Annotated in this window: 17 protein-coding genes; 3 read left to right on the top strand and 14 right to left on the bottom strand. The window is 50.9% G+C overall.

Annotated elements, in window-relative coordinates; translation table 11 throughout:
* Positions 1-905 (bottom strand): aldose 1-epimerase (locus VFS25_RS10975; protein ID WP_326462184.1); only part of this gene is annotated, 905 nt, incomplete at its 3' end.
* A gap of 73 nt (positions 906-978) precedes the next feature.
* On the opposite strand from VFS25_RS10975, the gene VFS25_RS10980 reads away from it, so the two are divergent.
* Positions 979-1,485, top strand: coding sequence for a DinB family protein (locus tag VFS25_RS10980; RefSeq protein ID WP_326462185.1), 507 nt, complete (start codon positions 979-981; stop codon positions 1,483-1,485).
* Here VFS25_RS10980 and VFS25_RS10985 read toward each other — a convergent pair.
* The 13 genes from VFS25_RS10985 to VFS25_RS11045 all read right to left on the bottom strand — a co-directional run bounded on the left by VFS25_RS10985 (position 1,480) and on the right by VFS25_RS11045 (position 18,390).
* Positions 1,480-2,385, bottom strand: a complete 906-nt coding sequence (locus VFS25_RS10985; protein WP_326462186.1) for an MBL fold metallo-hydrolase — start codon at positions 2,383-2,385, stop codon at positions 1,480-1,482. The two genes, VFS25_RS10980 and VFS25_RS10985, sit on opposite strands and share 6 nt — an antisense overlap.
* A 95-nt stretch (positions 2,386-2,480) precedes the next feature.
* Complete coding sequence (locus VFS25_RS10990; protein ID WP_326462187.1) at positions 2,481-3,947, bottom strand: xylulokinase; 1,467 nt, start codon at positions 3,945-3,947, stop codon at positions 2,481-2,483.
* A 148-nt stretch (positions 3,948-4,095) separates the two neighbouring features.
* The gene (locus tag VFS25_RS10995; protein WP_326462188.1) at positions 4,096-5,706 is read right to left on the bottom strand and encodes a sodium/sugar symporter; all 1,611 of its coding nucleotides are present in this window, start codon (positions 5,704-5,706) and stop codon (positions 4,096-4,098) included.
* Positions 5,707-5,892: 186 nt separating this feature from the next.
* Positions 5,893-7,035 carry an FAD-dependent oxidoreductase gene (locus VFS25_RS11000; protein WP_326462189.1) on the bottom strand — a complete coding sequence of 381 codons (1,143 nt, stop codon included), beginning with the start codon at positions 7,033-7,035 and terminating at the stop codon, positions 5,893-5,895.
* Positions 7,036-7,059: 24 nt separating this feature from the next.
* Positions 7,060-8,001 carry an NADP-dependent oxidoreductase gene (locus VFS25_RS11005; protein WP_326462190.1) on the bottom strand — a complete coding sequence of 314 codons (942 nt, stop codon included), beginning with the start codon at positions 7,999-8,001 and terminating at the stop codon, positions 7,060-7,062.
* A gap of 187 nt (positions 8,002-8,188) precedes the next feature.
* Positions 8,189-9,454, bottom strand: coding sequence for a threonine ammonia-lyase (ilvA, locus tag VFS25_RS11010; RefSeq protein ID WP_414647718.1), 1,266 nt, complete (start codon positions 9,452-9,454; stop codon positions 8,189-8,191).
* 123 nt (positions 9,455-9,577) lie between these two features.
* A complete protein-coding gene (gene ilvC, locus VFS25_RS11015) occupies positions 9,578-10,621 on the bottom strand; it encodes a ketol-acid reductoisomerase (protein ID WP_326462192.1) in 1,044 nt (347 codons plus the stop codon).
* 95 nt (positions 10,622-10,716) lie between these two features.
* Positions 10,717-11,268: an acetolactate synthase small subunit gene (gene ilvN / locus VFS25_RS11020; RefSeq protein ID WP_326462193.1), complete on the bottom strand. Its 552-nt coding sequence runs from the start codon at positions 11,266-11,268 to the stop codon at positions 10,717-10,719.
* A 43-nt stretch (positions 11,269-11,311) separates the two neighbouring features.
* Entirely contained in the window at positions 11,312-13,072 is a 1,761-nt protein-coding gene (gene ilvB, locus VFS25_RS11025; protein WP_326462194.1) for a biosynthetic-type acetolactate synthase large subunit, read from the bottom strand.
* Complete coding sequence (gene ilvD, locus VFS25_RS11030; protein WP_326462195.1) at positions 13,038-14,717, bottom strand: dihydroxy-acid dehydratase; 1,680 nt, start codon at positions 14,715-14,717, stop codon at positions 13,038-13,040. The genes ilvB and ilvD overlap by 35 nt, the downstream gene beginning before the upstream one ends.
* Before the next feature lie 376 nt (positions 14,718-15,093).
* Positions 15,094-15,999 (bottom strand): branched-chain amino acid transaminase, encoded by a 906-nt coding sequence (locus VFS25_RS11035; RefSeq protein WP_326462196.1) that lies wholly within the window; start codon positions 15,997-15,999, stop codon positions 15,094-15,096.
* A gap of 403 nt (positions 16,000-16,402) precedes the next feature.
* The gene (locus VFS25_RS11040) at positions 16,403-17,497 is read right to left on the bottom strand and encodes an aminoglycoside phosphotransferase family protein (RefSeq protein ID WP_326462197.1); all 1,095 of its coding nucleotides are present in this window, start codon (positions 17,495-17,497) and stop codon (positions 16,403-16,405) included.
* On the bottom strand, positions 17,488-18,390 hold the full coding sequence (locus VFS25_RS11045) for a sugar phosphate nucleotidyltransferase (protein ID WP_326462198.1): 903 nt from the start codon (positions 18,388-18,390) through the stop codon (positions 17,488-17,490). Before VFS25_RS11045 ends, VFS25_RS11040 begins: the two co-directional genes overlap by 10 nt.
* 178 nt (positions 18,391-18,568) lie before the next feature.
* On the opposite strand from VFS25_RS11045, the gene VFS25_RS11050 reads away from it, so the two are divergent.
* Together VFS25_RS11050 and VFS25_RS11055 are read left to right on the top strand one after the other, a co-directional pair.
* A complete protein-coding gene (locus tag VFS25_RS11050; RefSeq protein WP_326462199.1) occupies positions 18,569-20,830 on the top strand; it encodes a family 20 glycosylhydrolase in 2,262 nt (753 codons plus the stop codon).
* Positions 20,831-20,838: 8 nt separating this feature from the next.
* Positions 20,839-21,729, top strand: a complete 891-nt coding sequence (locus VFS25_RS11055; RefSeq protein WP_326462200.1) for a 1-aminocyclopropane-1-carboxylate deaminase/D-cysteine desulfhydrase — start codon at positions 20,839-20,841, stop codon at positions 21,727-21,729.
* The last annotated feature ends 20 nt before the right edge of the window (positions 21,730-21,749 follow it).

A 21,749-nucleotide genomic window follows, 5' to 3' on the forward strand; every position in this document is an offset into this window, starting at 1 on the left:
GGATGCAATTGCTGCAGGCCCATACCATTGTTAAACGCATCGGGCGCGGCGCTGAGATTTTCAATGGCTATACTGCGGCGGTGCGGTGGTGTGTATACCTGCAGCACCGGGTAGTTATCATCCGGGTAAAGGTCAATTTGAATGCGCTGCTGCGGATCAAACAGGGTACAATAAGGGCCGGTTTGTGTAAAATCCAGCAGGAAGGAATTATCCAGGTGCTCATCTTCCAGCAGCCGCGGCTGCAGGTAATCTTCACAGGGCACCAGCTCACCGTTAGGCACCAGCAGCTGGTTAAATTCTATCATAAGCTGGGATGTAAACTGCAGCTCCAGTTCATCTACCGGCGTGCCGGTTGTAAAATAAGGATGCCAGCCATCCATTACAGGTATGGCCGTGCCTGCCTTATTCACTAATGTGGTGCTTAATGACAAATTATTATCACGCTGCAGCTGATACCGCACGCGGCAGTCGTATGCAAAGGGATAACCTGCGTCTGCGCCGGTATAGCAGTGCTGCAGCACCAACACTGCTTCCTGCTCATTGGCATATTGTTCCACTACATCAAAGGCGGCATCATACAGCAAGCCATGCACGGCATGGCCGGATGCCGCCAGCCTGCTCACCTGGTATACCTTATCCTGCCAGTGGTACTGCCCGTTTGGAATACGGCAGGCATAAGGGCTCAGCTTTACGCCCTTAAAGCTGCTGTTAAGCTCCTGCTGGTGCTCATCCACGCTCTTATAATTGTCAATAATGTTTAAGGGCTGTCCGTTGCGCATAATCGTAAATGCGTGCAACATGGCGCCCAGCGCAGGTATTACCTCTACCTGCGTGTTATTTTCAATATCCTGTAATGCAATGATATTAAAACCGTTCTGTTGAAAAGTATGAATACGAAAAGCCATATGCTGCAAAATGTAGCCGAAATTACCCAACCTGCCGCAATATCTTTATATATTGTTTTAAAAATTATTGCTTATGCCCGAAATGCAACCCGAAGTTTGGTTACGCGGCCCGGTAGAAGAAGTGCCGGCATTATTGCAACCGGTGGCACATGCGCTGTTGCAGGCACAGGAAGAATTACACGCGCTGCTGCATGACTTCCCTGCTGAGCTGTTATGGACACGCCCTGCCGGCGTGGCTTCTGTGGGTTTTCACCTGCAGCATATCGCGGGTGTGCTGGATCGCCTGCTTACTTACGCCAACGGGCAAACGCTTTCCAAACAACAGCTGCAATACCTGGTAACAGAAGGCACTGCCAGTGAAAATATAACGGCTGCGCACCTGCTGCATGCGCTGGACCAGCAGATCACCCATGTGCTGAACATCCTGAAAAATACGGATGAGCGTATATTAACGGAAGCAAGAACAGTTGGCCGCAGCCATTTGCCCTCCACTGTAATGGGATTGTTGTTTCATGCGGCGGAACACACCATGCGCCATACGGGACAGCTGCTGGTAACCGCCAGGGTAGTATTGTCATAAGTAAATGGCCTGGCCGATGGCAGGTGTTAGCAGCGCATTGGCCAACCCGCCGGCTGCTGTGGCCTGCTGCAGGTACTGCAGCGGGTAAGAGAGCGGCTCATCTGCAAGATCAAAGGTGCCGTAATGCATAGGAATAAGATGGGTTGCCTGCAGGTCTTTAAACGCCTGCACTGCATTGGCCGGCGACTGATGGAACGTATGCATGAACCATTGCGGTTCATAAGCGCCAATGCCCAGCAGCGCATAATCCGGCTTGCCCAATACCTGTGCGGTTTGCTGATAGTGGCCGTTGTAGCCGCTGTCGCCGCCAAAGTAAATGCCGGTATGCCCGTTACGGATCATAAAGCCGCCCCATAAATGTTTATTGGTGCCGCCCAGGCCACGCTTGGCCCAGTGCCGCTCCGGCACAAAAAATACGGCCAGCTCTTGCTCGCTGGTTTTATATTGCTGGTACCAGCCTGCTGTTTGTACCGGTATGTTTGGATGCCATTTTTTTAACAGCCCATCCATACCCAGGCCGCAAAGCACCTGCATTTGCGGGTTATTGGCCGCTACTGTTTTAATACTAGGCTTATCGCAATGGTCACGGTGATCGTGTGAAAGCAGCAGGTAGTGAACATCTTTAAGCAGGTTGGGATCCAGTGGAAGCGGCGACCTGCGCTTAAATAAAGGAATATCGCCAAAAACCGGGTCTGTAAGAAAAACCGTTTGCTGCAGGCGAATGTAAAAGGTGCAGTGGCCCAGCCATACAATGCAGTTGCGGTTGTTCTGCAGCCACGAAATATCATTGCTGATGTGCGGCGTATAGGGAATTTTCTTTTCCTGCTGAAAGGGATTTTTTTGCAGCTTCCACCTGAGCACCTCCCAAAAGCTGGTGATGTAGGGATGTTCCAGGTTCATGAACCTACCACGCTTATCTACCGGTGTACCCTGCCAATGTGGCCAGGGCCGGGCTGTATATAAAAGTGGGTTATTCCGGTAAGGCATCCTTTAAGTTACTGCATTCCTTCCAGCCATGCTGCATAAATTTCCTGGTATTGCGCCTGCCCTGCATCCGGTTCTACGGTGGCAATACATTCCATGCCTTTAAAGGCATCTGCTACGCCGTAACAACCGGCGCCTACGCCTGCTGCACGGGCCGCGCCCTGGGCGCCATCTGTATTATATAATTCTATTACTACATTCAATGTATTGGCAAACACCTGCCGGAACAAGGGACTCAGGAACATATTGGCATGGCCTGCCCGAACGCGTTGAATATTCATCTGCATCTGCGTCATAATATCCACACCATAGCGCAGGGCAAATACAATTCCTTCCTGCGCTGCGCGCAGCAGATGTTCTTTTTGATGTATGTTAAACTGCAGGTTTTGTATAGATGCGCCACCGTCTTTATTAGCCAGTATACGTTCCGCCCCGTTCCCGAACGGATAGATGCGCAGCCCCGCAGAACCCGCAGGCGCCTTTGCGGCCAGCGTATTCATCTCGGCATAAGGCAGGGAGCCGGTCATGCTTCTGAGCCAGCTGTTTAAAATACCTGTGCCGTTCAGGCACATGAGCACACCATTACGTATGCCCGTTCCTGTTTCATTGTTCACATGCACAAAGGTGTTCACACGGCTTTCTTCATCAAAAGCAATCTGGTCGTGCACGGCATATACCACACCGGAGGTACCTGCCGTGGTAGCGGCTTCACCAGGCTGCAGCACATTCAGTGAAAATGCGTTATTAGGCTGGTCGCCGGCGCGGTAGGTAACCGGTATGCCAGGCGCAAGGCCCAGCAGCCTGGCCGCGGCCTCTGTTAACCGGCCCTGTATCCCAAAGGTGGGCACTATGGTTGACAGCAGCGAACGATCTATTTTATAAAAGTCCAGCAACGGCTGCGATACGCTGCCTGCGGCAAAATCCCAGAAAATACCTTCGGACAGGCCCGATACGGTGGTGCATGCTTCGCCGGTAAGACGCATGGCTATAAAATCGCCAGGCAACATAATCTTATCTATGCGCTCATATAAGGCCGGCTCGTTTTCCTGCACCCAGCGCAGCTTGGAGGCGGTAAAGTTACCCGGTGAGTTAAGCAGGTGCTCCAGGCAGTACTCCTGTCCCAGCTGTGCAAAAGCTTTGTTACCGATGCTTACAGCGCGGCTGTCGCACCAGATAATAGAAGGGCGCAGCACCTGCTCATCTTTATCTACACATACCAAACCATGCATCTGGTAAGCAATACCAATGCCTGCTACAGTATGGCCGTCAAAAGGCTGCTGCTGATGCAGTAAACGGGTAGCATGCTGCACTTCCTGCCACCAGCGTTCAGGGTCCTGCTCTGCCCATCCGGCCTGCGGCGCCTGCATGGGCATTTCCTGTGCAGGACTGGTGGCAGTGGCTACACAAACGCCGGTATCTGCATCCAGCAGCGCGGCTTTAACAGAAGAGGAGCCTATATCATAACCGATCAAGTACATAACTGAGGATTTTGAGGTCAGAAGTAAAGAGCCGACCGGGAAGAATGTAAAATGTAAAAGTAAAATGCAACAAAACCGGTACAGTGCCAGGCTGGTTGAATTTTACTTTTACATATACATTTTACATTTAGAATTTTACATTTTCCTGCTACCAGAATACCGTATATAACGCAGCCAGTATACCGCATACCAGTATGGCGCCTGCGGCAAATACACCGGATGGTTTAAACATGGAACTATCTACCTCCAGGCCTTTGGGATTGTTCTTACTCTTAGGATCCAGCAGGGTAATGATAACCATAATAATAATGATTACTACAAATATCCAGCCCATGCGATCCAGGAAAGGCATTTCCGGCATGGTAAATTTAATGATGGTAGACAATGGTATGGATAACAACGCGCCGGTTAATGCCGCGGCGGATGTAGTACGTTTCCAGAAAAAGCCCAGTATGAAAATGGCAAATACGCCCGGTGAGATAAAGCCGGTGTATTCCTGTATGTACTGGAAGCCCTGATCCAGGTTGCTAAGCTGGGGCGCTACCACCACTGCAATGATGCATGACACGATAATGGCTATACGCCCAACAGTCACCAGCTGCTGCTCGCTTGCTCCTTTCTTAAAATAATGCCGGTAAATATCCAGGGTAAATATGGTGCTGATACTATTGGCCTTACCTGCCAGGGAAGCCACAATAGCTGCTGTTAATGCTGCAAAAGACAATCCTTTCAGGCCCACCGGCAATAAGTTCAGCAGCACGGGATAAGCATGGTCCGGTTTAATAGTGCCGGCAGCATCGGTCATTTCAGCATGGAACACGCCGTTCTTAAACAGCACATAGGCTGCAATACCAGGCAATACTACGATTACGGGCATCAGCAGCTTCAGGAAGGCGGCAAACAGAATACCGCCGCGGGCTGTTTTAAGATCAGCGCCCAGGGCGCGTTGGGTGATGTACTGGTTACAGCCCCAGTAGTTCAGGTTCACGATCCACATACCTCCTATCAAAACCGTTAAACCGGGAAGATCGTTATAGTGGGGATTGGATTTGTCAAAGATCATGTGAAAGTGCTCCGGCGCCAGCTTGCGCAGCATGCCTACGCCCGCCATTACTCCATTGCCGCCGAAGTGATTGGCCACCAGGTTCAGGGCCAGGTATGTAGTGGCCAGGCCACCCAGTATAAGGAAGAACACCTGTATCACATCGGTATAACCGATCACCTTCATACCGCCCAGTGTAATGAACACCGCAAAAATAGCAAGGCCCAGCACGCAGGTGGTGAAGCTGAAACCGGAAATGGTTTGTACTGCCAGCGCACCCAGGTACAGGATAGAGGTAAGGTTCACAAATATGTACAACAGCAGCCAGAATACAGCCATTACCGTAGCTACCCGGTCGTCATACCGCTGGGAAAGGAATTGCGGCATGGTGTAGATCTTGTTCTTGAGATACACCGGTATAAAAAATATGGCTACGATGATCAGCGTGGCAGCGGCCATCCACTCATAGGTAGATATTGCCAGGCCCATGGCAAAGCCGGAACCGGACATACCAATGAACTGCTCTGCGGAAATATTGGAGGCAATCAGCGAAGCGCCAATAGCCCACCAGGTTAATGAGCCTTCTGCCAGGAAAAAGTCTTTCGTATCTGCAACGGCCTTCTTTTTCTTCCTGTAAATATAATATCCATAACCGGCTACGATAAAGAAATACACGAGGAACACTGCGTAATCAAGGAACTGTAAACTCTTTTGCATAATTGAATTAACGTGGTAAGAGAATAAATTTTTATCCGTTTACCGGGTTGGTGTTGGTAAAAAGCGGATGAATATAGCAAGTTATTTTGGAAAGCAAAAATTTGTTGGATGGACTACAGCAGCAAACACGGCCTATTTCGCGGCATATGAGAATATTGATGAAGAAAATGAGAAAATTTGAATAGGCTATTCCGCCTTGTCCAGCACCAGTGCGGCCAGCTGCCGCCCGGTTTCACTGCCAATGGCTACCCCCATACCGCCCATGCGTACACCCAGGAAAATGCGAGGGCTAAAAGGCTTCAGCAGCGGCTGTTTGCTGGCGCCAAAAGCCATGATGCCGGTCCAGCGGGTGGCAATGGTAAAGGTGTAACCGGGTAGTATATGTGTGCGGAGCTTTTCTTCCAGCACCTGTTGTATGCGCTGGTTCAGCTCAAAAGCTGTTGTGGTTTCCCCGGTAAAGTCGAGATTGCGGCCGCCGCCAAACAACACGCGGCCTTCCAGCTCACGGAAATAAAAATATCCCTCATCCATATGAAAAACACCCTTGAACGGCAGTCCCGGAACAGGATCGGTAATAAGCACCTGGCCCCTGCCGGGCTGCAGGTTCAGCCGGGGCAGCAGCGTTTGGGTAAAGGCGTTGGTGCAAATGGCAAGCCTGCCGGCATGAAATACAATTTCTTCCCCGGCAGAAGTTTGCTGTGTAATAACGTGCACGCCTGTAGGTGTTTCTTCAATGCGGGTAGCGATGCAGCCGGTTTTAATTTCCACGCCGCGGGCAATGGCCAGGTCTATCAGCGCGCGCATCATATGGCCGGTGTGCAGCTCTCCTTCATAATTATTTTGCACCAGGGCATGGGTGTATTGGGCGTTAAAACCAAACGCTTTTATTTTTTCATTTACCAGGGTAAAGGCATTGCCGCCTAAAACGGGCTGCAGCAGGGCATTTGCAGCATCCAGCTGCTGCAGGGCGGGCAGCTCCTTTTCGCCGATCAGCTCATAGCTGCCGTTTTCGCGGTAATGAATAGCATTATCGCCCAGGCGGCTGCGCAGCAGCCGCAGTCCCTTACGGCGCATGGCTACCAGCTCAGTTACCTGTGCGGGTGAAAGTGTTTTCAGGTCGGCCAGTATTTCTGTAAGGCTGCCAATGCAGGCAAAGCCGGCATTTTTAGTGCTGGCGCCCGTGGGCAGCAAACCTCTTTCCAGCACCAGCACACGGGCCTGCGGCTCCTGCTCTTTAATGCTGACGGCTGTTGAAAGCCCTACTATACCGCTGCCCAGTATAATATAATGATAGTGCAACAGGCTTTGCTGCTCCCAGAAGCTTAGCATACAATATGCGGATGAGCCATAAATTTACGGTATCAGCACCACCTTGCCATGAATATGGTGGGATTCCAGCGCCTGGTGTGCTTTGGCTACTTCCCGGAGCGGGTAAGCAGCATCCACCTTTACCTGCAGCTTGCCGCTGGCCATAAGGTTTGCTATGTGCTCCATACGTTCGCCGCTGGGCCGCACAAACATCCACTGCACGCGCACGCCTTTTTCCCTTGCTTTAGCCAGCAGCTGCGGATCATCTTTAAACATCGATGGAAGAGATACCATGATGCCGCCTGGCTTAATAATATCCAGGGAGCGCAGGGCGGTATCGCCGCCCATAGCGTCCAGCACAACATCTACGGGCGCTGTTTCCTTTTCAAATTGCACATTGTGGTAATCAATACATTCATCCACACCCAGCTCACGGAGGTAAGCATGGTTTTGTGCAGATGCAGTGCCAATAACATAAGCGCCTGTATTATGCGCAAGCTGTACGGCTATATGCCCTACCCCGCCTGCTGCGGCATGGATAAGGATGCGCTGCCCGGTTTGCAGCTGCGCATGATCGTACAGCGCTTCCCAGGCCGTAAGGGCCGCCAGCGGGGTGCCGCCGGCCACATTATCGGAAATATTATCAGGTATGCGGGCAAACTCCTGCTCCTGTACCACGGCAAATTGTGCATAGGCGTTGGCCGGTTCAGGAAAACGGCTAAGGCCAAAAACGCGGTCGCCGGGGATGAACTTATGCGCGCCCACGCCGGCATCCACGATTTGGCCGGCAATGTCCCAGCCCAGTATGGCAGGCAGGGTAAAGCGTTGGGCCTGTCCTTTGCCGGACCGTGTTTTATAATCAACCGGGTTAATACCGGCGGCTTTTACCCTTACCAGCAGCTGGCCTGCAGCCGGCCGTGGCATTGGGATCTCCGTCATTTCAAAAGCATTGGCGTCGCCAAACTGTGGTAATGTAGCTGCTTGCATAATATTTAAGTTTTATGCTGAATGCCGGACGCAAAACAGTTAAAGCGGTAGCGTTAACTTGTAACGTATGCCTCAATTATTCTGCCATGTTATTGCATGCGCCGTACCGGCGCTGCTTACATTTGCGAAGATACAAGATGTATGCAACTGCTATTGTGAACGCGGATATTTTAACACTTATTGTATATCACACCAGGTAGCCGAACAGGTTATCATCTTCGTTCAGCGCGGTGTAGTGCAGGTTGTATTTGCCGAAGTTGGCAATCAGCGTATCATAATCCTCCCGGTTCTTCAGCTCTATGCCTACCAGCGCCGGGCCGGTTTCCTTGTTATGTTTCTGAATGTATTCAAAGCGGGTAATATCGTCGTTGGGGCCCAGGATGTTATTTACAAAATCCCTGAGCGCGCCGGGCCTTTGCGCAAAGCTTACAATGAAGTAATGTTTAAGCCCTTCGTATAACAGGGAACGTTCCTTTATTTCCTGCATACGGTCTATATCATTATTGCTGCCGCTTACAATGCAAACTACGCGTTTGCCTTTTATTTCAGCGGCAAAATCGTCCAGCACAGCCATGGATAAGGCGCCGGCCGGTTCTACCACGATGGCGTCCTCATTGTACAGCTGTAAGATAGTGGAGCATACCTTGCCTTCGGGCACCAGGTGCATTTTATCTATCACCTCTTTACAGATCTCAAACGGCAGGTTACCCACTCTTTTAACAGCAGCGCCGTCTACAAAGCGGTTAATTTCGGTAAGGGTTACAGGTGCGCCGTTTTCCAGCGCGCGCAGCATGGAGGGAGCGCCCTGGGGTTCAATGCCTACAATGATGGTACCGGGGCTGTACGTTTTAAACCAGGTGCCTACGCCGGCTGCCAGGCCGCCGCCGCCAACCGGTACAAACAGGTAATCAACCTGCGGCTGGTCTTCCAGTATTTCCACGGCAACAGTGCCCTGCCCTTCAATGATCAGCGGATCATCAAACGGGGGTATGAACGTCATGCCGTGCAGTTTGGTGAAAGCCTGCGCTTCAAAGGCGCAATCGTCAAAAGTATCGCCTACCAGCTGAATGCGGATGTTATTGCCGCCAAACATTTTCACCTGGTTTACCTTTTGCTTGGGAGTAATGATGGGCATAAATACCACGCCCTGTATGCCCAGCAATTTGCAGGAGTAAGCAAAGCCCTGCGCATGATTGCCGGCGCTGGCGCAGGTAACGCCGTTGGCCAGCTGCCCGGGCTGCAGGCTGCTGATGAGGTTATAAGCGCCGCGCAGCTTGTAGGAGCGCACAATCTGCATATCTTCCCGCTTCAGGTACACATCACAGCTATACCGGCGGGAAAGGGTGGCGCTATAGGTAAGCGGCGTGCGGTTCACCACAGGTTTCAAACGCTCGGCCGCCTGCTTTATATTTAACGGTTGGACACTAACTAACACTGAGAAATCTTTAAGCATTACGAATTATTGAATTACGAATTACGAATTGGATTAGCGCGGACCATTAACACGCATTTCAAACCGCCTCACTAAACCGCTGCATTCAATTCGTAATTCGTAATTATCAAATTCGTAATTGAGTTATGCGTTCGGGCGCAGCTTACGTACGGCTGCACCTGCCTGCCACATTTCACTTTCACGCAGCTCTTTCAGCTCTTCATTCAGCTTTTCGCGGTAATCCGGCGTGCTGTTGGAGGCGATAGAGCGGGCTGCTTCCTTACCGGCAGCAACACTGGCGTACAGCTCTTCAAACACGGGTTGGGTAGCTGCTTTAAACTTCTTCCACCAGTCAAGCGCACCACGTTGTGCAGTGGTAGAGCAGTTGGCGTACATCCAGTCCATACCATTTTCTGCTACCAGCGGCATCAGGGACTGGGTCAGCTCTTCAACGGTTTCGTTAAAAGCTTCTGAAGGAGAGTGGCCGTTTTTACGCAGCACTTCGTACTGTGCGGCAAAAATACCCTGGATGCAACCCATGAGCGTACCACGTTCGCCGGTAAGATCGGAGAACACTTCTTTCTTAAAATCGGTTTCAAACAGGTAGCCCGAGCCTACGCCTATACCCAGCGCAATAACACGGTCGCGGGCTTTGCCGGTGGCATCCTGGAAGATGGCGAAGCTGGAGTTCAGCCCCTGGCCTGCCAGGAACAGCCTGCGCAAAGAGGTACCGGAACCTTTGGGTGCTACCAGTATTACATCAACATCAGCGGGCGGGATAATGCCTGTTTGATCTTTATAGGTGATACCAAAGCCATGTGAAAAATACAATGCTTTACCAGGCGTGAGATATTGCTTTAATGTAGGCCACAGGGTAATCTGGCCGGCATCAGACAGCAGGAACTGGATGATAGTGCCTTTTTGTGCGGCTTCTTCTATTTCGAACAGCGTTTTGCCGGGTACCCAGCCATCTGCAACGGCTTTATCCCAGGTTTTTGAGTCTTTACGCTGGCCAATGATTACATTAAAGCCATTGTCTTTCAGGTTCAATGCCTGGCCGGGGCCCTGTACGCCGTAACCGATGATAGCGATTGTTTCGTTTTTCAGTACTTCTCTCGCTTTTTCCATGGGGAATTCTTCTCTGGTTACTACGTCTTCCAGTACCCCGCCAAAATTGATGGTTGCCATTGTTTGAGTTTAGTTTTTATGATGTGTTATTCTTAATGCAGCTATTAGCGGTGGGCTGTTAGCTGTTAGTGATTGTGTTTTGCTAAAGGCTAAAACTAATAGCTGGTCGCTTTAAAGTTATCTGCGTCCTGGCGCGACAGCTCTTTCAGGTGATCGTGAAAACGGCGGCTCCATTTTACAATGGCTACGCGGCCGCTTTTGGAATATTCGATCAGCCCATAGGGCTCCAGCTTTTTCAGCATATCCGTCAGCTCCTGCTGGTGACCGGTTTTTTCTATTACAAAATAATCGGCCGTAATGGTAAGAATGCGGGCATTGTTATCCCGTATCAGCTGCTCAATGTTGCCATTGTGCAGTGATTTGGTGGATATTTTATACAAAGCCAGCTCCTGGTACACCACTTCATCTTCTTCATGTACAAAGGCGCGGTGTATTTCTATGAGCTTTTCTATCTGCCCTACTACTTTATCCAGCTTTTCGCGTTCAGACAGTACGGTGATGATGAACTTGTATACGCCGGGAATTTCTGTTTCAGCTGTTGTAAGGCTGGTAATGTTGATGCCCCGGCGGGTAAAGATAACGGTGATACGGTTGGTGATACCGATGCGGTCTTCCGTATATACCGTTACTGTATATTCTTTTTGCATGATCGTCAATGGTAAAAGGTGAAAACTGCGGTGAATGGCGGAACTACTCCAGGCGAATATCTGAGATAGGTGCGCCGGATGGTACCATGGGGAATACGTTGTCTTCCTTTTCCACCACCACTTCCAGCAGGTATGCACCTTTGTGGTTCAGCATTTCGTCAATGGCGGCGCTAATGTCTGCACGTTCGGTCACCTTCCTGCCCGGCACATAAAACCCTTTGGCTATCTGCACAAAATCAGGGTTGATCATTTCCGTAGAGGAGTAGCGTTTGTCAAAGAACAGCTGCTGCCACTGGCGTACCATGCCCAGGAAGTTGTTATTCAGGATCACGATCTTTACACCTATTTCTGACTGGTAAATGGTGCCCAGCTCCTGTAAGGTCATCTGGAAACAGCCGTCGCCTATAATGGCTACCACCTCTTTTTCAGGCGTACCCATTTTGGCGCCCATGGCGGCCGGCAGGGCAAAGCCCATGGTGCCCATACCACCGGAGGTGATGTTGGTGTTTGGATCCTGGAAGCCGTAATAGCGGGAGGCTATCATCTGGTGCTGGCCTACATCTGTTACCAGTACGGCATGGCCGCCGGTTTTTTCAGATATAAGGCGTATTACTTCCGCCATTTTCAGCTGCCCTTCTGTTGGGTACAGCTCGCGGTTGGTTACTTTTTCAGCTTCTTTCTTATCCGCTTCGCGGAAGCTTTGCAGCCATTCATCATGCTTTTGCGCATTCAGCTTGGGCAGCAGGGCGGTTAATGCGGCCTTTGCATCTGCATGCACGGCCACATCGGCCTTAATGATCTTGTTGATCTCTGCCGCGTCAATTTCTATATGCACCACTTTGGCCTGGCGGGCGTAAGTGTTTACATCGCCGGTAATACGGTCGTCGAAGCGCATACCTACTGCTATGAGCACATCGCACTCATTGGTATTGATGTTGGGGCCATAGTTGCCGTGCATGCCCAGGTAACCTACGTACAGCGGGTGGGTTACCGGTACGGCAGAAAGGCCCAGCAAGGTAGAAGCAATGGGTATCTGCGCTTTTTCCGCCATGGCCAGCAGCTCTTTTTCTGCGCCGGAGATCAATACGCCGTGCCCGCATAAGATGTAGGGGCGTTTGGCGCTGTTAATGAGTGCAGCGGCGGCATTCACCTGGTCTATATTCAGCTCGGGCACCGGGCGGTAGCTGCGGATGTACTCACATTTCTTATACTCAAAGTCCAGCTTCGCAAACTGCGCATTCTTGGTAATATCTACCAGCACCGGGCCGGGACGGCCGTTACGGGCTATGTAAAATGCTTTTGCAATGGCGCCGGGAATATCTTCCGGGCGTGTTACCTGGATGTTCCATTTAGTAATAGGCATGGTAATACCTATTACATCGGTTTCCTGGAAAGCATCGGTACCCAGCAGGGATGCGCCTACCTGCCCGGTAATGCATACCATGGGTGTAGAGTCCATATGAGCATCAGCCAGGCCGGTGACCAGGTTGGTAGCGCCTGGTCCTGAAGTGGCAAACACCACACCTACTTTACCTGATGTACGGGCATACCCCTGTGCGGCATGGGTAGCGCCCTGTTCGTGCCGGACCAGTATATGATGTACCTGGTCCTGGAAATCGTACAGCGCATCATAGATAGGCATGATAGCACCTCCAGGATAACCGAAAATGGTTTCCACTCCTTCTGCAATAAGGGAGCGGATCACCGCTTCCGCACCGGTAATGTTCAGTGCAGTTGCTGGTGCGGCTTCGGCCCGTTTACCGGACACCTCAGCCTTCATCGGTAACACATCCTTCTGTTGCATTTTTTACAAGTTTTGCATATTTAAACAATACGCCGTTAGTGGCTTTCAACGCGGGCTGTTTCCATTGCGCCCTGCGGGCTGCCAGCTCTTCGTTGCTTACCTCAAGATTTATCTTGTTGTTAACGGCATCTATTTCTATTATATCATCGTCTTTTACCAGGGCTATGGCGCCGCCTTCAAAGGCTTCGGGCGTTATGTGCCCCACCACAAAGCCGTGGGTGCCGCCGGAAAAGCGGCCATCTGTGATCAGCGCCACGCTTTTGCCCAGGCCTACGCCCATAATGGCGGAGGTAGGCTTCAGCATTTCGGGCATACCGGGTGCGCCCTTGGGGCCTACCTGGCGTATCACCACCACATCGCCGGATTTCACGCGGCCGTTCTGGATGCCGGCTATCAGCTCAAACTCACCATCAAACACACGAGCCGGGCCCCGGAAACGCTCGCCTTCCTTACCGGTAATTTTTGCTACGGAGCCTTGCTCGGCCAGGTTGCCGTACAGCATTTGCAGGTGACCGCTGGTTTTCAGCGGCTTATCCAGCGGGAAAATAATGTGCTGGCTTTCAAAATCAATATCGGGTACGCTTTCCAGGTTCTCTGCCAGGGTTTTACCGGTTACGGTAAGGCAATGCCCGTGCATAAGGCCCTGCTTTAACAGGTATTTCATAACCAGGGGCACACCGCCGATGTTGTGCAGGTCTTCCATCAGGTACTTGCCGCTGGGTTTCAGGTCGGCTATCAGCGGCGTTTTATCGCTGATGGCCTGGAAATCCTGCAGGGTAAGGGTAATACCTACGGAACGGGCTATGGCAATCAGGTGCAGTACGGCGTTGGTGCTGCCGCCCAGCGCTATTACCACGGTAATGGCGTTTTCAAAAGCTTCGCGCGTCATAATGTCGCGGGGCTTAATATCTTTTTCCAGCAGCAGGCGTATATACTTGCCCGCAGCCAGGCATTCGTCATGCTTTTCTTTGCTGAGCGCAGGATTGGAGGAGCTGTAAGGCAGGCTCATACCCAGCGCTTCTGCTGCGCTGGAAATGGTATTGGCCGTATACATACCGCCACAGGCGCCGGCGCCGGGGCAGGCGTTTTGCACAATGCCTTTAAAGTCGGCTTCATTCAGCTGGCCGGCTATTTTTTGTCCCAGGGCCTCAAATGCAGAGATAATGTTCAGGTCCTGGCCTTTGTATTTGCCGGGGGCAATAGTGCCGCCGTACACCATAATGGCCGGGCGGTTCAGGCGGCCCATAGCCATCAGTGAGCCAGGCATGTTCTTATCGCAGCCCGGCACGGCAATGAGCGCATCGTAATATTGCGCTCCGCAAACGGTTTCAATGGAGTCGGCAATCAGATCGCGGCTTACCAGAGAGTAGCGCATGCCCGGCGTACCATTGCTGATACCATCGCTTACGCCTATGGTATTAAAGATGAGCCCTACCAGGTCCTGTGCCCATACACCCTGCTTTACCTCTTTTGCCAGGTCGTTCAGGTGCATATTACAGTTATTACCGTCGTAGCCCATGCTTACAATACCTACCTGCGGTTTTTTCAGATCCTCTTCTGTTAAGCCGATAGCATACAGCTGGGCCTGTGCAGCCGGCTGCGTAGGGTCCTGCGTGATCGTTTTACTGTATTTATTCAGTTCCATTGCCGTTTGAATTAGCTTGTTTCCAGTTTTACAAGAAAAAATAAGTCTTACATTCCGCTATGAGCGGAACTTAAGAGGCTACAAAATAGTTAGTATTTGCGGGAGGCCCCAAACCAACAATTACCCGTTACCCGGTATTCAAATCTGTGGTTTTACGGCTCAAACCCTTTACTGTAGTGAAAAACGTGCGGTCGAAATTCCGGAGTTCAAAGAAACAGGAGCCGGGCAAAAAGAATGTAAAATCATAAATCTAAAATGTAAAATGCAGAAGTAAAACGCAGCTAAATAATACCATGCCGGTTCCGTGGCATTTTACTTTTACATTTAGTATTTAAAATTTTACATTTTACATTCTTTTGGGTCCGTCCGGACTGGATTACGCTACTTTAGCTTCGCTGCGTTTGAATTCTTTTTCAAGCACTTTGGCTTTATAGGCCTGCTGTAATACTTTACCCAGGGATTCGGGCCAGGCTTTAGGGAAGGTTTGACCGTCCAGGGAGTCCCAGCCGATTACTTCTGCTGCGGTACCGCAATAGAATACGCTTTCGGCTTGTTTCAGCTCTTCGATGGTAAACAGGCGCTCTTCCAGGGGAATACCCAGCTCATGGCACAGCTCTATTACTGTGGCGCGGGTAATACCCGGCAGAATATTGCCCGGAGGCGGTGTTACCAGCTTACCGTTCTTTTCAAAGAAGATGTTGGCGCCGGGGCCTTCTGCTACAAAGCCGTTAATATCCAGCAGCAGCGCTTCGTCATAACCTTTTTCCTTGGCTTCCTGTGAGGCCAGGATAGAGTTTACATATAAACCGGCGGATTTGGATTCGATCTGGAATGCTTTAGGATTGGGGCGTTGATAAGAGGAGGTCATTACGCGCAGCAGCTTTTCGCCCAGGTATGCGCCCCACTCCCACGCACATATGAGAATGTGTGATTCGCTGGCAGCTTTCAGGGTCATGTTGGGCGGGCATATTACCAGCGGCCGAATGTAGGCTTCCTCCATATTGTTCAGCTCCAGCACCTTGTAGCACGCCTTTATCAGCTCCTCATTGTCATATTTATAAGGAATGTGTATCAGCTCACAGGAACGCTTCAACCGGTCAAAGTGCTCCTTTGCTTTGAATATTTTCACTTCTCCCTTGTCTGTTTTGTAAGCGCGGATGCCTTCAAAAACAGCATAGCCGTAGTGCAGGGACTGGCCATACAGATCTATTTTAGCCTCAGTGGCTTTTGCGTACTCACCGTCAAAGTAAAGGATGGTGTTCTCGTTGTAGTAGCTGTACATATGATTTAAAAATTATAAACTTCCAAATGTTGTTTGACTGTTCTGTTTGTTTATGGGCAAAAAAAAAGCCTTCCTCTTTGCGGAGGAAGGCGATCTATATCTTTACTGGTGATTATACACGTCAACCTATCCTCCGTATTGGTGGCTAATAATGACAACGACAATCACGACCAGCGTAATAGCCCAGTTGAGCTGCGGTACAATGTGATTGAGTTTATTATTGTCTTTATTTACCCACATGGAGGGATATATTTTTTACTGCGATTACAAATGTATTAGAGTCGGCACGAAAAAACAATAACAGTCAAAAATTTTGATGTTTCGCAAACAAGGTGACGTTTTTTGAAGATATTGAAATATTTACCGTCTTGCTTAGATAATTTCTACAAAAAACAAAAGAATATTATATATCGTTCCTTGCTTTTGTAAGACAGGTATCGATAATTTCCTGCAAAACGCCCTGTTTTTCCTGCAAACGCTCCAGCAGGGTGAGCTGGTTAACGGCCCGGTTGTAGTTATGCTGCGGGTGCTTAACGGGGTAATATACATCTCCCTGCAGGTAATCGGTGAGAAAGCGGATGCCCTGCATATAAACCAGGAACGGGCCGGCATAGTACAGGTGTGCTTTTTCCACTGGGGTAAGCGCGCCGCCTACTTCTGATAAATAACCGTCCATTAAGGCATGGTAATACTCTTCGCGGATGGTGATGCGGCTTACATCCGGCTCCTCTTCTGATACGGGGCTTACATAGGTGCGCACCATATCTCCCAGGTCGGAAATAAGCTTGCCGGGCATCAGCGTATCAAGGTCGCATACGCACAGGCCCTTGTAGGTTCCTTTCTGCAGCAGCACGTTATTGATCTTGGTATCGTGGTGCATAAGCCGGTCGGGGCACTGCGGATCGGTTACCAGGCGCTCATAGGTGGCCGCAATATCAGCATGCTGCAGGAAAGCTTTTATCAGCTCCGCGGCAGCAAGCCGGCGTTCCTCTGCGGCATGTATAATGGCGCTTTTAAAAGTGTTATAGCGCAGCGTAAGGTTATGGAAGTCGGGAATGGCGGGCTTAAAACCCTGAATGTCAATCCCATCCAGGTAACGGGCCAGGCGGCCGAACTGCTGGGCAGCCTGGAAGGCCTGCGCCGGATCATCGGCCTGGTCAACGGTTACCGAACCGTCAATAAAAGGTATTACCCGCCAGTATTCATTATTGTTATATACAAACAGGTCGTTGCCGCTTAGTGTGGGCACCGGTGTTATGAACAGGTAATCCGGGTGGTGCAGGGCCAGGTAATCGGCGGCCATGCGCTGGTTACGCGCTATGGCCGCCGGATCCTTGAATACCGCAGTATTTATACGTTGAAGTATCAGTTGCGTACCATCTTCCTTTTTTACCAGGAAGGTGTTGTTAATATGACCGCTGCCGAATTTTTCAACAGTTGTGCCTGCGCCTTCTATACCAAAGGCCTGCAGAATGCTCTCATGCGGTCTTATTTCCATAAGTTGTTGGGATATTCTCCTTTAGCTACCAGCGCATTCAGGCTTTCCTGCACGCCGGGCGCATCTTCCTTATAAGTAACGCCAAACCATTTGGAGCTGGTAGGAATTACGTTTACCACGCCCAGCTTGTGCTGTATAAAATAATCCACCACAATGGGGATAAAGAACTCTGATTTGGGATTGCTGATGTTCTTGTCCAGGAATGCCTTGAACTGTTTTTCGCTCAGGTCAAATACAGAGGGGTGAAAGCCCCAGAAGTTCATAGACACCGGGGTATCGGGCGACAGCGGGTGCTTGGAGCCGTCGGCTTCTTCATACACGATCTGCCCGTTCTCGGGATATATTTTGGTTCTTTCATTAATAGCAGCCAGGTTGCCGCTGGCATCTGCCGCGCATACGCCGCGGGACACAGAGCCGTGCTCACTAATGGTTTTGCCCAGCTCATAGCCTATTACGGCATAAGTATCGGGCTTGCACCGGTTATTTAAAAAGTCGGCTGCTTTCTGGAAAGCATCGCGGCCATAAAAGTCATCGGCATTGATTACTGCAAATGGCTCCTTAATAGCGTCTTTTGCACATAATACGGCATGTGCGGTACCCCAGGGCTTTGCACGGTCGGCCGGCACTTCATGGCCCTGTGTAAAGGCGCTCATTTCCTGGTATACATAATCAGTAGCAATTTTGCCTTTCAGCTTGGGCTCGAAAATATCCTTAAAGTCCTTTTCAAAATCCTTGCGGATGATAAATACAATCTTGCCGAAACCTGCGCGGATAGCGTCAAAGATGGAATAATCAACAATAGTTTCCCCGCTGGGGCCAAACTGCTGTATTTGTTTCAAGCTACCATACCGGCTTGCCATTCCTGCTGCCAGGATCAATAAAGTAGGTTTCATTTTCTACTGATTAGTTTTTAATTTTCAAATCTTGAACCATAAAATCAGCGTTAAATTTAATCATTAAAAGTATTTTACACGTTCTTTTTAGAAGAAAGCGCTGATATTAAATATTATTTAAAGCAGCCTGCAAGGCATGCTACCGGTGAAAAGCGACAACATAACTACTATTATAAACATGAAAAAATTCCTAGTATTCTCCTGGCTGTTGCTGTGGGGCGTTATCGCCGGCGCACAGCAAAAACCCGTTCTGCAACTGATACCGCAACCAAAATCAGTACAGGCATTGCCCGGCACCTTTGCCTTTTCAAAGCAAACCCGTATACTGTATGGGAATGATGAGGCCAAAAAAGTGGCAGACCTGCTGAACCGCTTTTTGCAGGCCAACCACGGCCTTACGCTGCCCACCAACAAGGCGATGGCTAAAACCGCCACCGGCATGATCACTATTGTGTCCGACAGCACGCTGCCCGCAGAAGGCTATACACTGTGGGTAAACCTTAAAATGGTACAGCTGCGGGGCAACGGCGCCGGCCTGTTCTATGGCCTGCAAACGCTGCAGCAACTGATGAAGGGCGAAGGCGCGCAGGTAACTGTGCCTGCTGTAAGGATCACAGATGCCCCCCGCTTTGCCTATCGCGGGCTGATGCTGGACGCAGGCCGCTGGTTTTTCCCGCCGGACTATGTAAAGCACTTTATTGATGTGATGGCCCAGTACAAGTTTAACCGCTTTCACTGGCACCTGACCGAGGACCAGGGCTGGCATATAGAGATCAAGCGCTACCCGCGCCTGCAGGAAGTAGCCTCCCACCGGGCCGAAACCATTGTGGGCCATGCTGCGCGCAGCAATACCTACGACGGCAAGCCCCACGGCGGCTACTATACGCAGGAACAGGTGAAAGATATTGTGAAATATGCGGCCGACCGGCATATTACCATTATACCTGAAATTGAAATGCCCGGCCATGCCGAAGCTGCGCTGGCAGCTTATCCTAACCTGGGCTGCACCGGCGGGCCATACAAGGTGTCCGGCAAATGGGGTGTAAACAAAGAGGTGTTTTGCGCAGGTAACGACTCTGTATACACGTTCCTCGAAAATGTGCTTACCGAAGTAATGGACCTGTTCCCCAGCCAGTACATTCATGTAGGCGGCGATGAATGCCCCAAGGACCGCTGGAAGGCATGTCCCAAATGCCAAAAGCGCATAAAGGAACTAGGTTTAAAGGATGAGCATGAGCTGCAAAGCTACTTTGTACACCGTATCGAAAAATTCGTGAACAGCAAAGGCCGCCGCATTATTGGCTGGGACGAGATACTGGAAGGCGGCCTGGCGCCCAATGCCACTGTAATGAGCTGGCGCGGTGAGGCCGGCGGCATTGCAGCGGCCAAAGAAAAGCATGATGTGATCATGACGCCCAACACCTACCTGTACCTGGATTATTACCAGGGCAACCCCGCCACAGAACCGCTGAACATTGGCGGCTACCTGCCCCTGCAAACCGTGTATAACTATGAACCGCTGTCCCCGGCCATGACGCCGGATGAGCAGCAGTATATTAAAGGCGTACAGGCCAATTTATGGACAGAGTACCTGCCTACCGGCCAGCTGGTAGACTATATGCTGTGGCCCCGCGCCCTGGCGGCAGCGGAGATCACCTGGTCGCCCGCATCGGAAAAGAACTATGCCAGCTTCCTGGAGCGCCTGCCCGCACAGCTGGCGCATATGGATAAAACCGGCGTAAACTTCCGTATACCCGAACCTGCGGGACTGGAAAATAATGTTACCCCCGACGCTAAAACCACGGTTACATTAAAGCCCCTGGTAGAAGGCGCCGCCATTTATTATACTATTGACGGCAGCGAGCCTACAGAAAGCAGCACCCGCTACACAGCACCGGTGAGCCTGGCCCTGCATAAAACGCCTACAGTGCTGAAATGCATAGTGGTAACGCCTTCCGGCCGCAAAAGCGCCGTGTACAGCGCCACCTACGAGCGCCGGGATTATGTGGATGCTGTTAAGGAAACGCCTGCCAATAAAGGCGTACGCTTTAACGCTTACTACCATGCATTTAAACATGCCAGGCAGGTAAGCGGACGCGCAGACAGCAGCGGCGTACAGTCATCTTTTGACATACGCCCCTTTTTACCCAAAGAGGCTTTCAGCATAGCGTATGAAGGTTATTTTAAGGCAGATGCCGATGCCATTTACGAATTTAACCTGAAAAGCGACGATGGCGCGGTGCTGTACATGGATGATGAGCTGGTGATAGACAATGACGGCGAGCACAGCGCACAGGATAAAACCGGCATTGTACCGCTGAAACAGGGCTTTCATAAAATAAAAGTGCAGTATTTTAACGCGGGCGGCGGCGCTGAGCTGGGCGTGAGCGCGCGCACTAAAAGCGGCAATGTAAACCTGCGGAACACGTTGTTCAACTAGCAGCACGTATGCAGCTGAACTATTCAAATATTATTTTACAATCCATACAACCGGCATGGCTGCCTTCTCAAACGGAGGCAGCCATGTTGCGTTTAGACCTGCTGCACCCCGGAATATCCGGCAACAAATGGTTTAAGCTCCGGTATAACCTGCAGCAGGCAGCTGCCGCCGGCAAAACCCGCATTGTAACCTTTGGCGGGGCATGGTCGAACCACATTGCGGCTACTGCCGTGGCGTGTAAGCTGGCCGGCCTGCAAAGCACCGGTATTATACGGGGCGAAGCCTCTATTATTCCCAGCCACACCTTACAGCAGGCGCAGCAATATGACATGGAGCTGCGCTTTATCAGCCGGGAAGCTTACCGCCAAAAAGAAAGCACAGATTGGGCCGCGCAATACCCCGATGGATTTATCATTCCGGAAGGCGGCCACAATGCCGCCGGCGCTGCAGGGTGTAAGGAAATATTATCCCTGGCCCCTACCCAGCGTTTCACGCATATACTGTGCCCTGTTGGCACCGGCACTACACTGGCCGGGCTGATTAACAGCGCACAACCGCAGCAGCAGGTGCTGGGCATAGCAGTGCTGAAAGGCGCCGCCTACCTGCAGCATGAGGTAGAAGCCCTGCTGGAAAAGCCGGCACACGCACACTGGCAGCTGCTGCACGATTTTCACGGCGGTGGTTATGCCAAAATAAGCACAGCGCTTACCAGCTTTATCAATACTTTTTACCGGGAAACGGGCGTGCCGCTGGATATTATTTATACGGGCAAAATGGTATGGGCCCTGCAACAGCTGCTGCAGCAAGGCTATTTCCCCCCCGGCAGCCGTATACTGCTGATACATACCGGCGGCCTGCAGGGCAATAGTTCACTGGCGCCGGGCGTTCTATGCTTTTAGGAAAAAGCGCTTCACTATAT

Source organism: Chitinophaga sp., from assembly GCF_035761305.1.
Classification (GTDB): Bacteria; Bacteroidota; Bacteroidia; order Chitinophagales; family Chitinophagaceae; genus Chitinophaga.

Bases quoted from the DNA above. Each gene is read 5' to 3' on its own strand.
- ilvN (WP_326462193.1), bottom strand. From the start codon at position 11,268: ATGCAAAAAGAATATACAGTAACGGTATATACGGAAGACCGCATCGGT.
- VFS25_RS10995 (WP_326462188.1), bottom strand. From the start codon at position 5,706: ATGCAAAAGAGTTTACAGTTCCTTGATTACGCAGTGTTCCTCGTGTAT.
- VFS25_RS11045 (WP_326462198.1), bottom strand. From the start codon at position 18,390: ATGAAACCTACTTTATTGATCCTGGCAGCAGGAATGGCAAGCCGGTAT.
- VFS25_RS11055 (WP_326462200.1), top strand. From the start codon at position 20,839: ATGCAGCTGAACTATTCAAATATTATTTTACAATCCATACAACCGGCA.
- VFS25_RS11040 (WP_326462197.1), bottom strand. From the start codon at position 17,497: ATGGAAATAAGACCGCATGAGAGCATTCTGCAGGCCTTTGGTATAGAA.
- VFS25_RS11000 (WP_326462189.1), bottom strand. From the start codon at position 7,035: ATGCTAAGCTTCTGGGAGCAGCAAAGCCTGTTGCACTATCATTATATT.
- ilvD (WP_326462195.1), bottom strand. From the start codon at position 14,717: ATGGAACTGAATAAATACAGTAAAACGATCACGCAGGACCCTACGCAG.
- VFS25_RS11050 (WP_326462199.1), top strand. From the start codon at position 18,569: ATGAAAAAATTCCTAGTATTCTCCTGGCTGTTGCTGTGGGGCGTTATC.
- VFS25_RS11035 (WP_326462196.1), bottom strand. From the start codon at position 15,999: ATGTACAGCTACTACAACGAGAACACCATCCTTTACTTTGACGGTGAG.
- VFS25_RS11005 (WP_326462190.1), bottom strand. From the start codon at position 8,001: ATGCAAGCAGCTACATTACCACAGTTTGGCGACGCCAATGCTTTTGAA.
- VFS25_RS10985 (WP_326462186.1), bottom strand. From the start codon at position 2,385: ATGAACCTGGAACATCCCTACATCACCAGCTTTTGGGAGGTGCTCAGG.
- VFS25_RS10980 (WP_326462185.1), top strand. From the start codon at position 979: ATGCCCGAAATGCAACCCGAAGTTTGGTTACGCGGCCCGGTAGAAGAA.
- VFS25_RS10990 (WP_326462187.1), bottom strand. From the start codon at position 3,947: ATGTACTTGATCGGTTATGATATAGGCTCCTCTTCTGTTAAAGCCGCG.
- ilvA (WP_414647718.1), bottom strand. From the start codon at position 9,454: ATGCTTAAAGATTTCTCAGTGTTAGTTAGTGTCCAACCGTTAAATATA.
- ilvB (WP_326462194.1), bottom strand. From the start codon at position 13,072: ATGCAACAGAAGGATGTGTTACCGATGAAGGCTGAGGTGTCCGGTAAA.
- ilvC (WP_326462192.1), bottom strand. From the start codon at position 10,621: ATGGCAACCATCAATTTTGGCGGGGTACTGGAAGACGTAGTAACCAGA.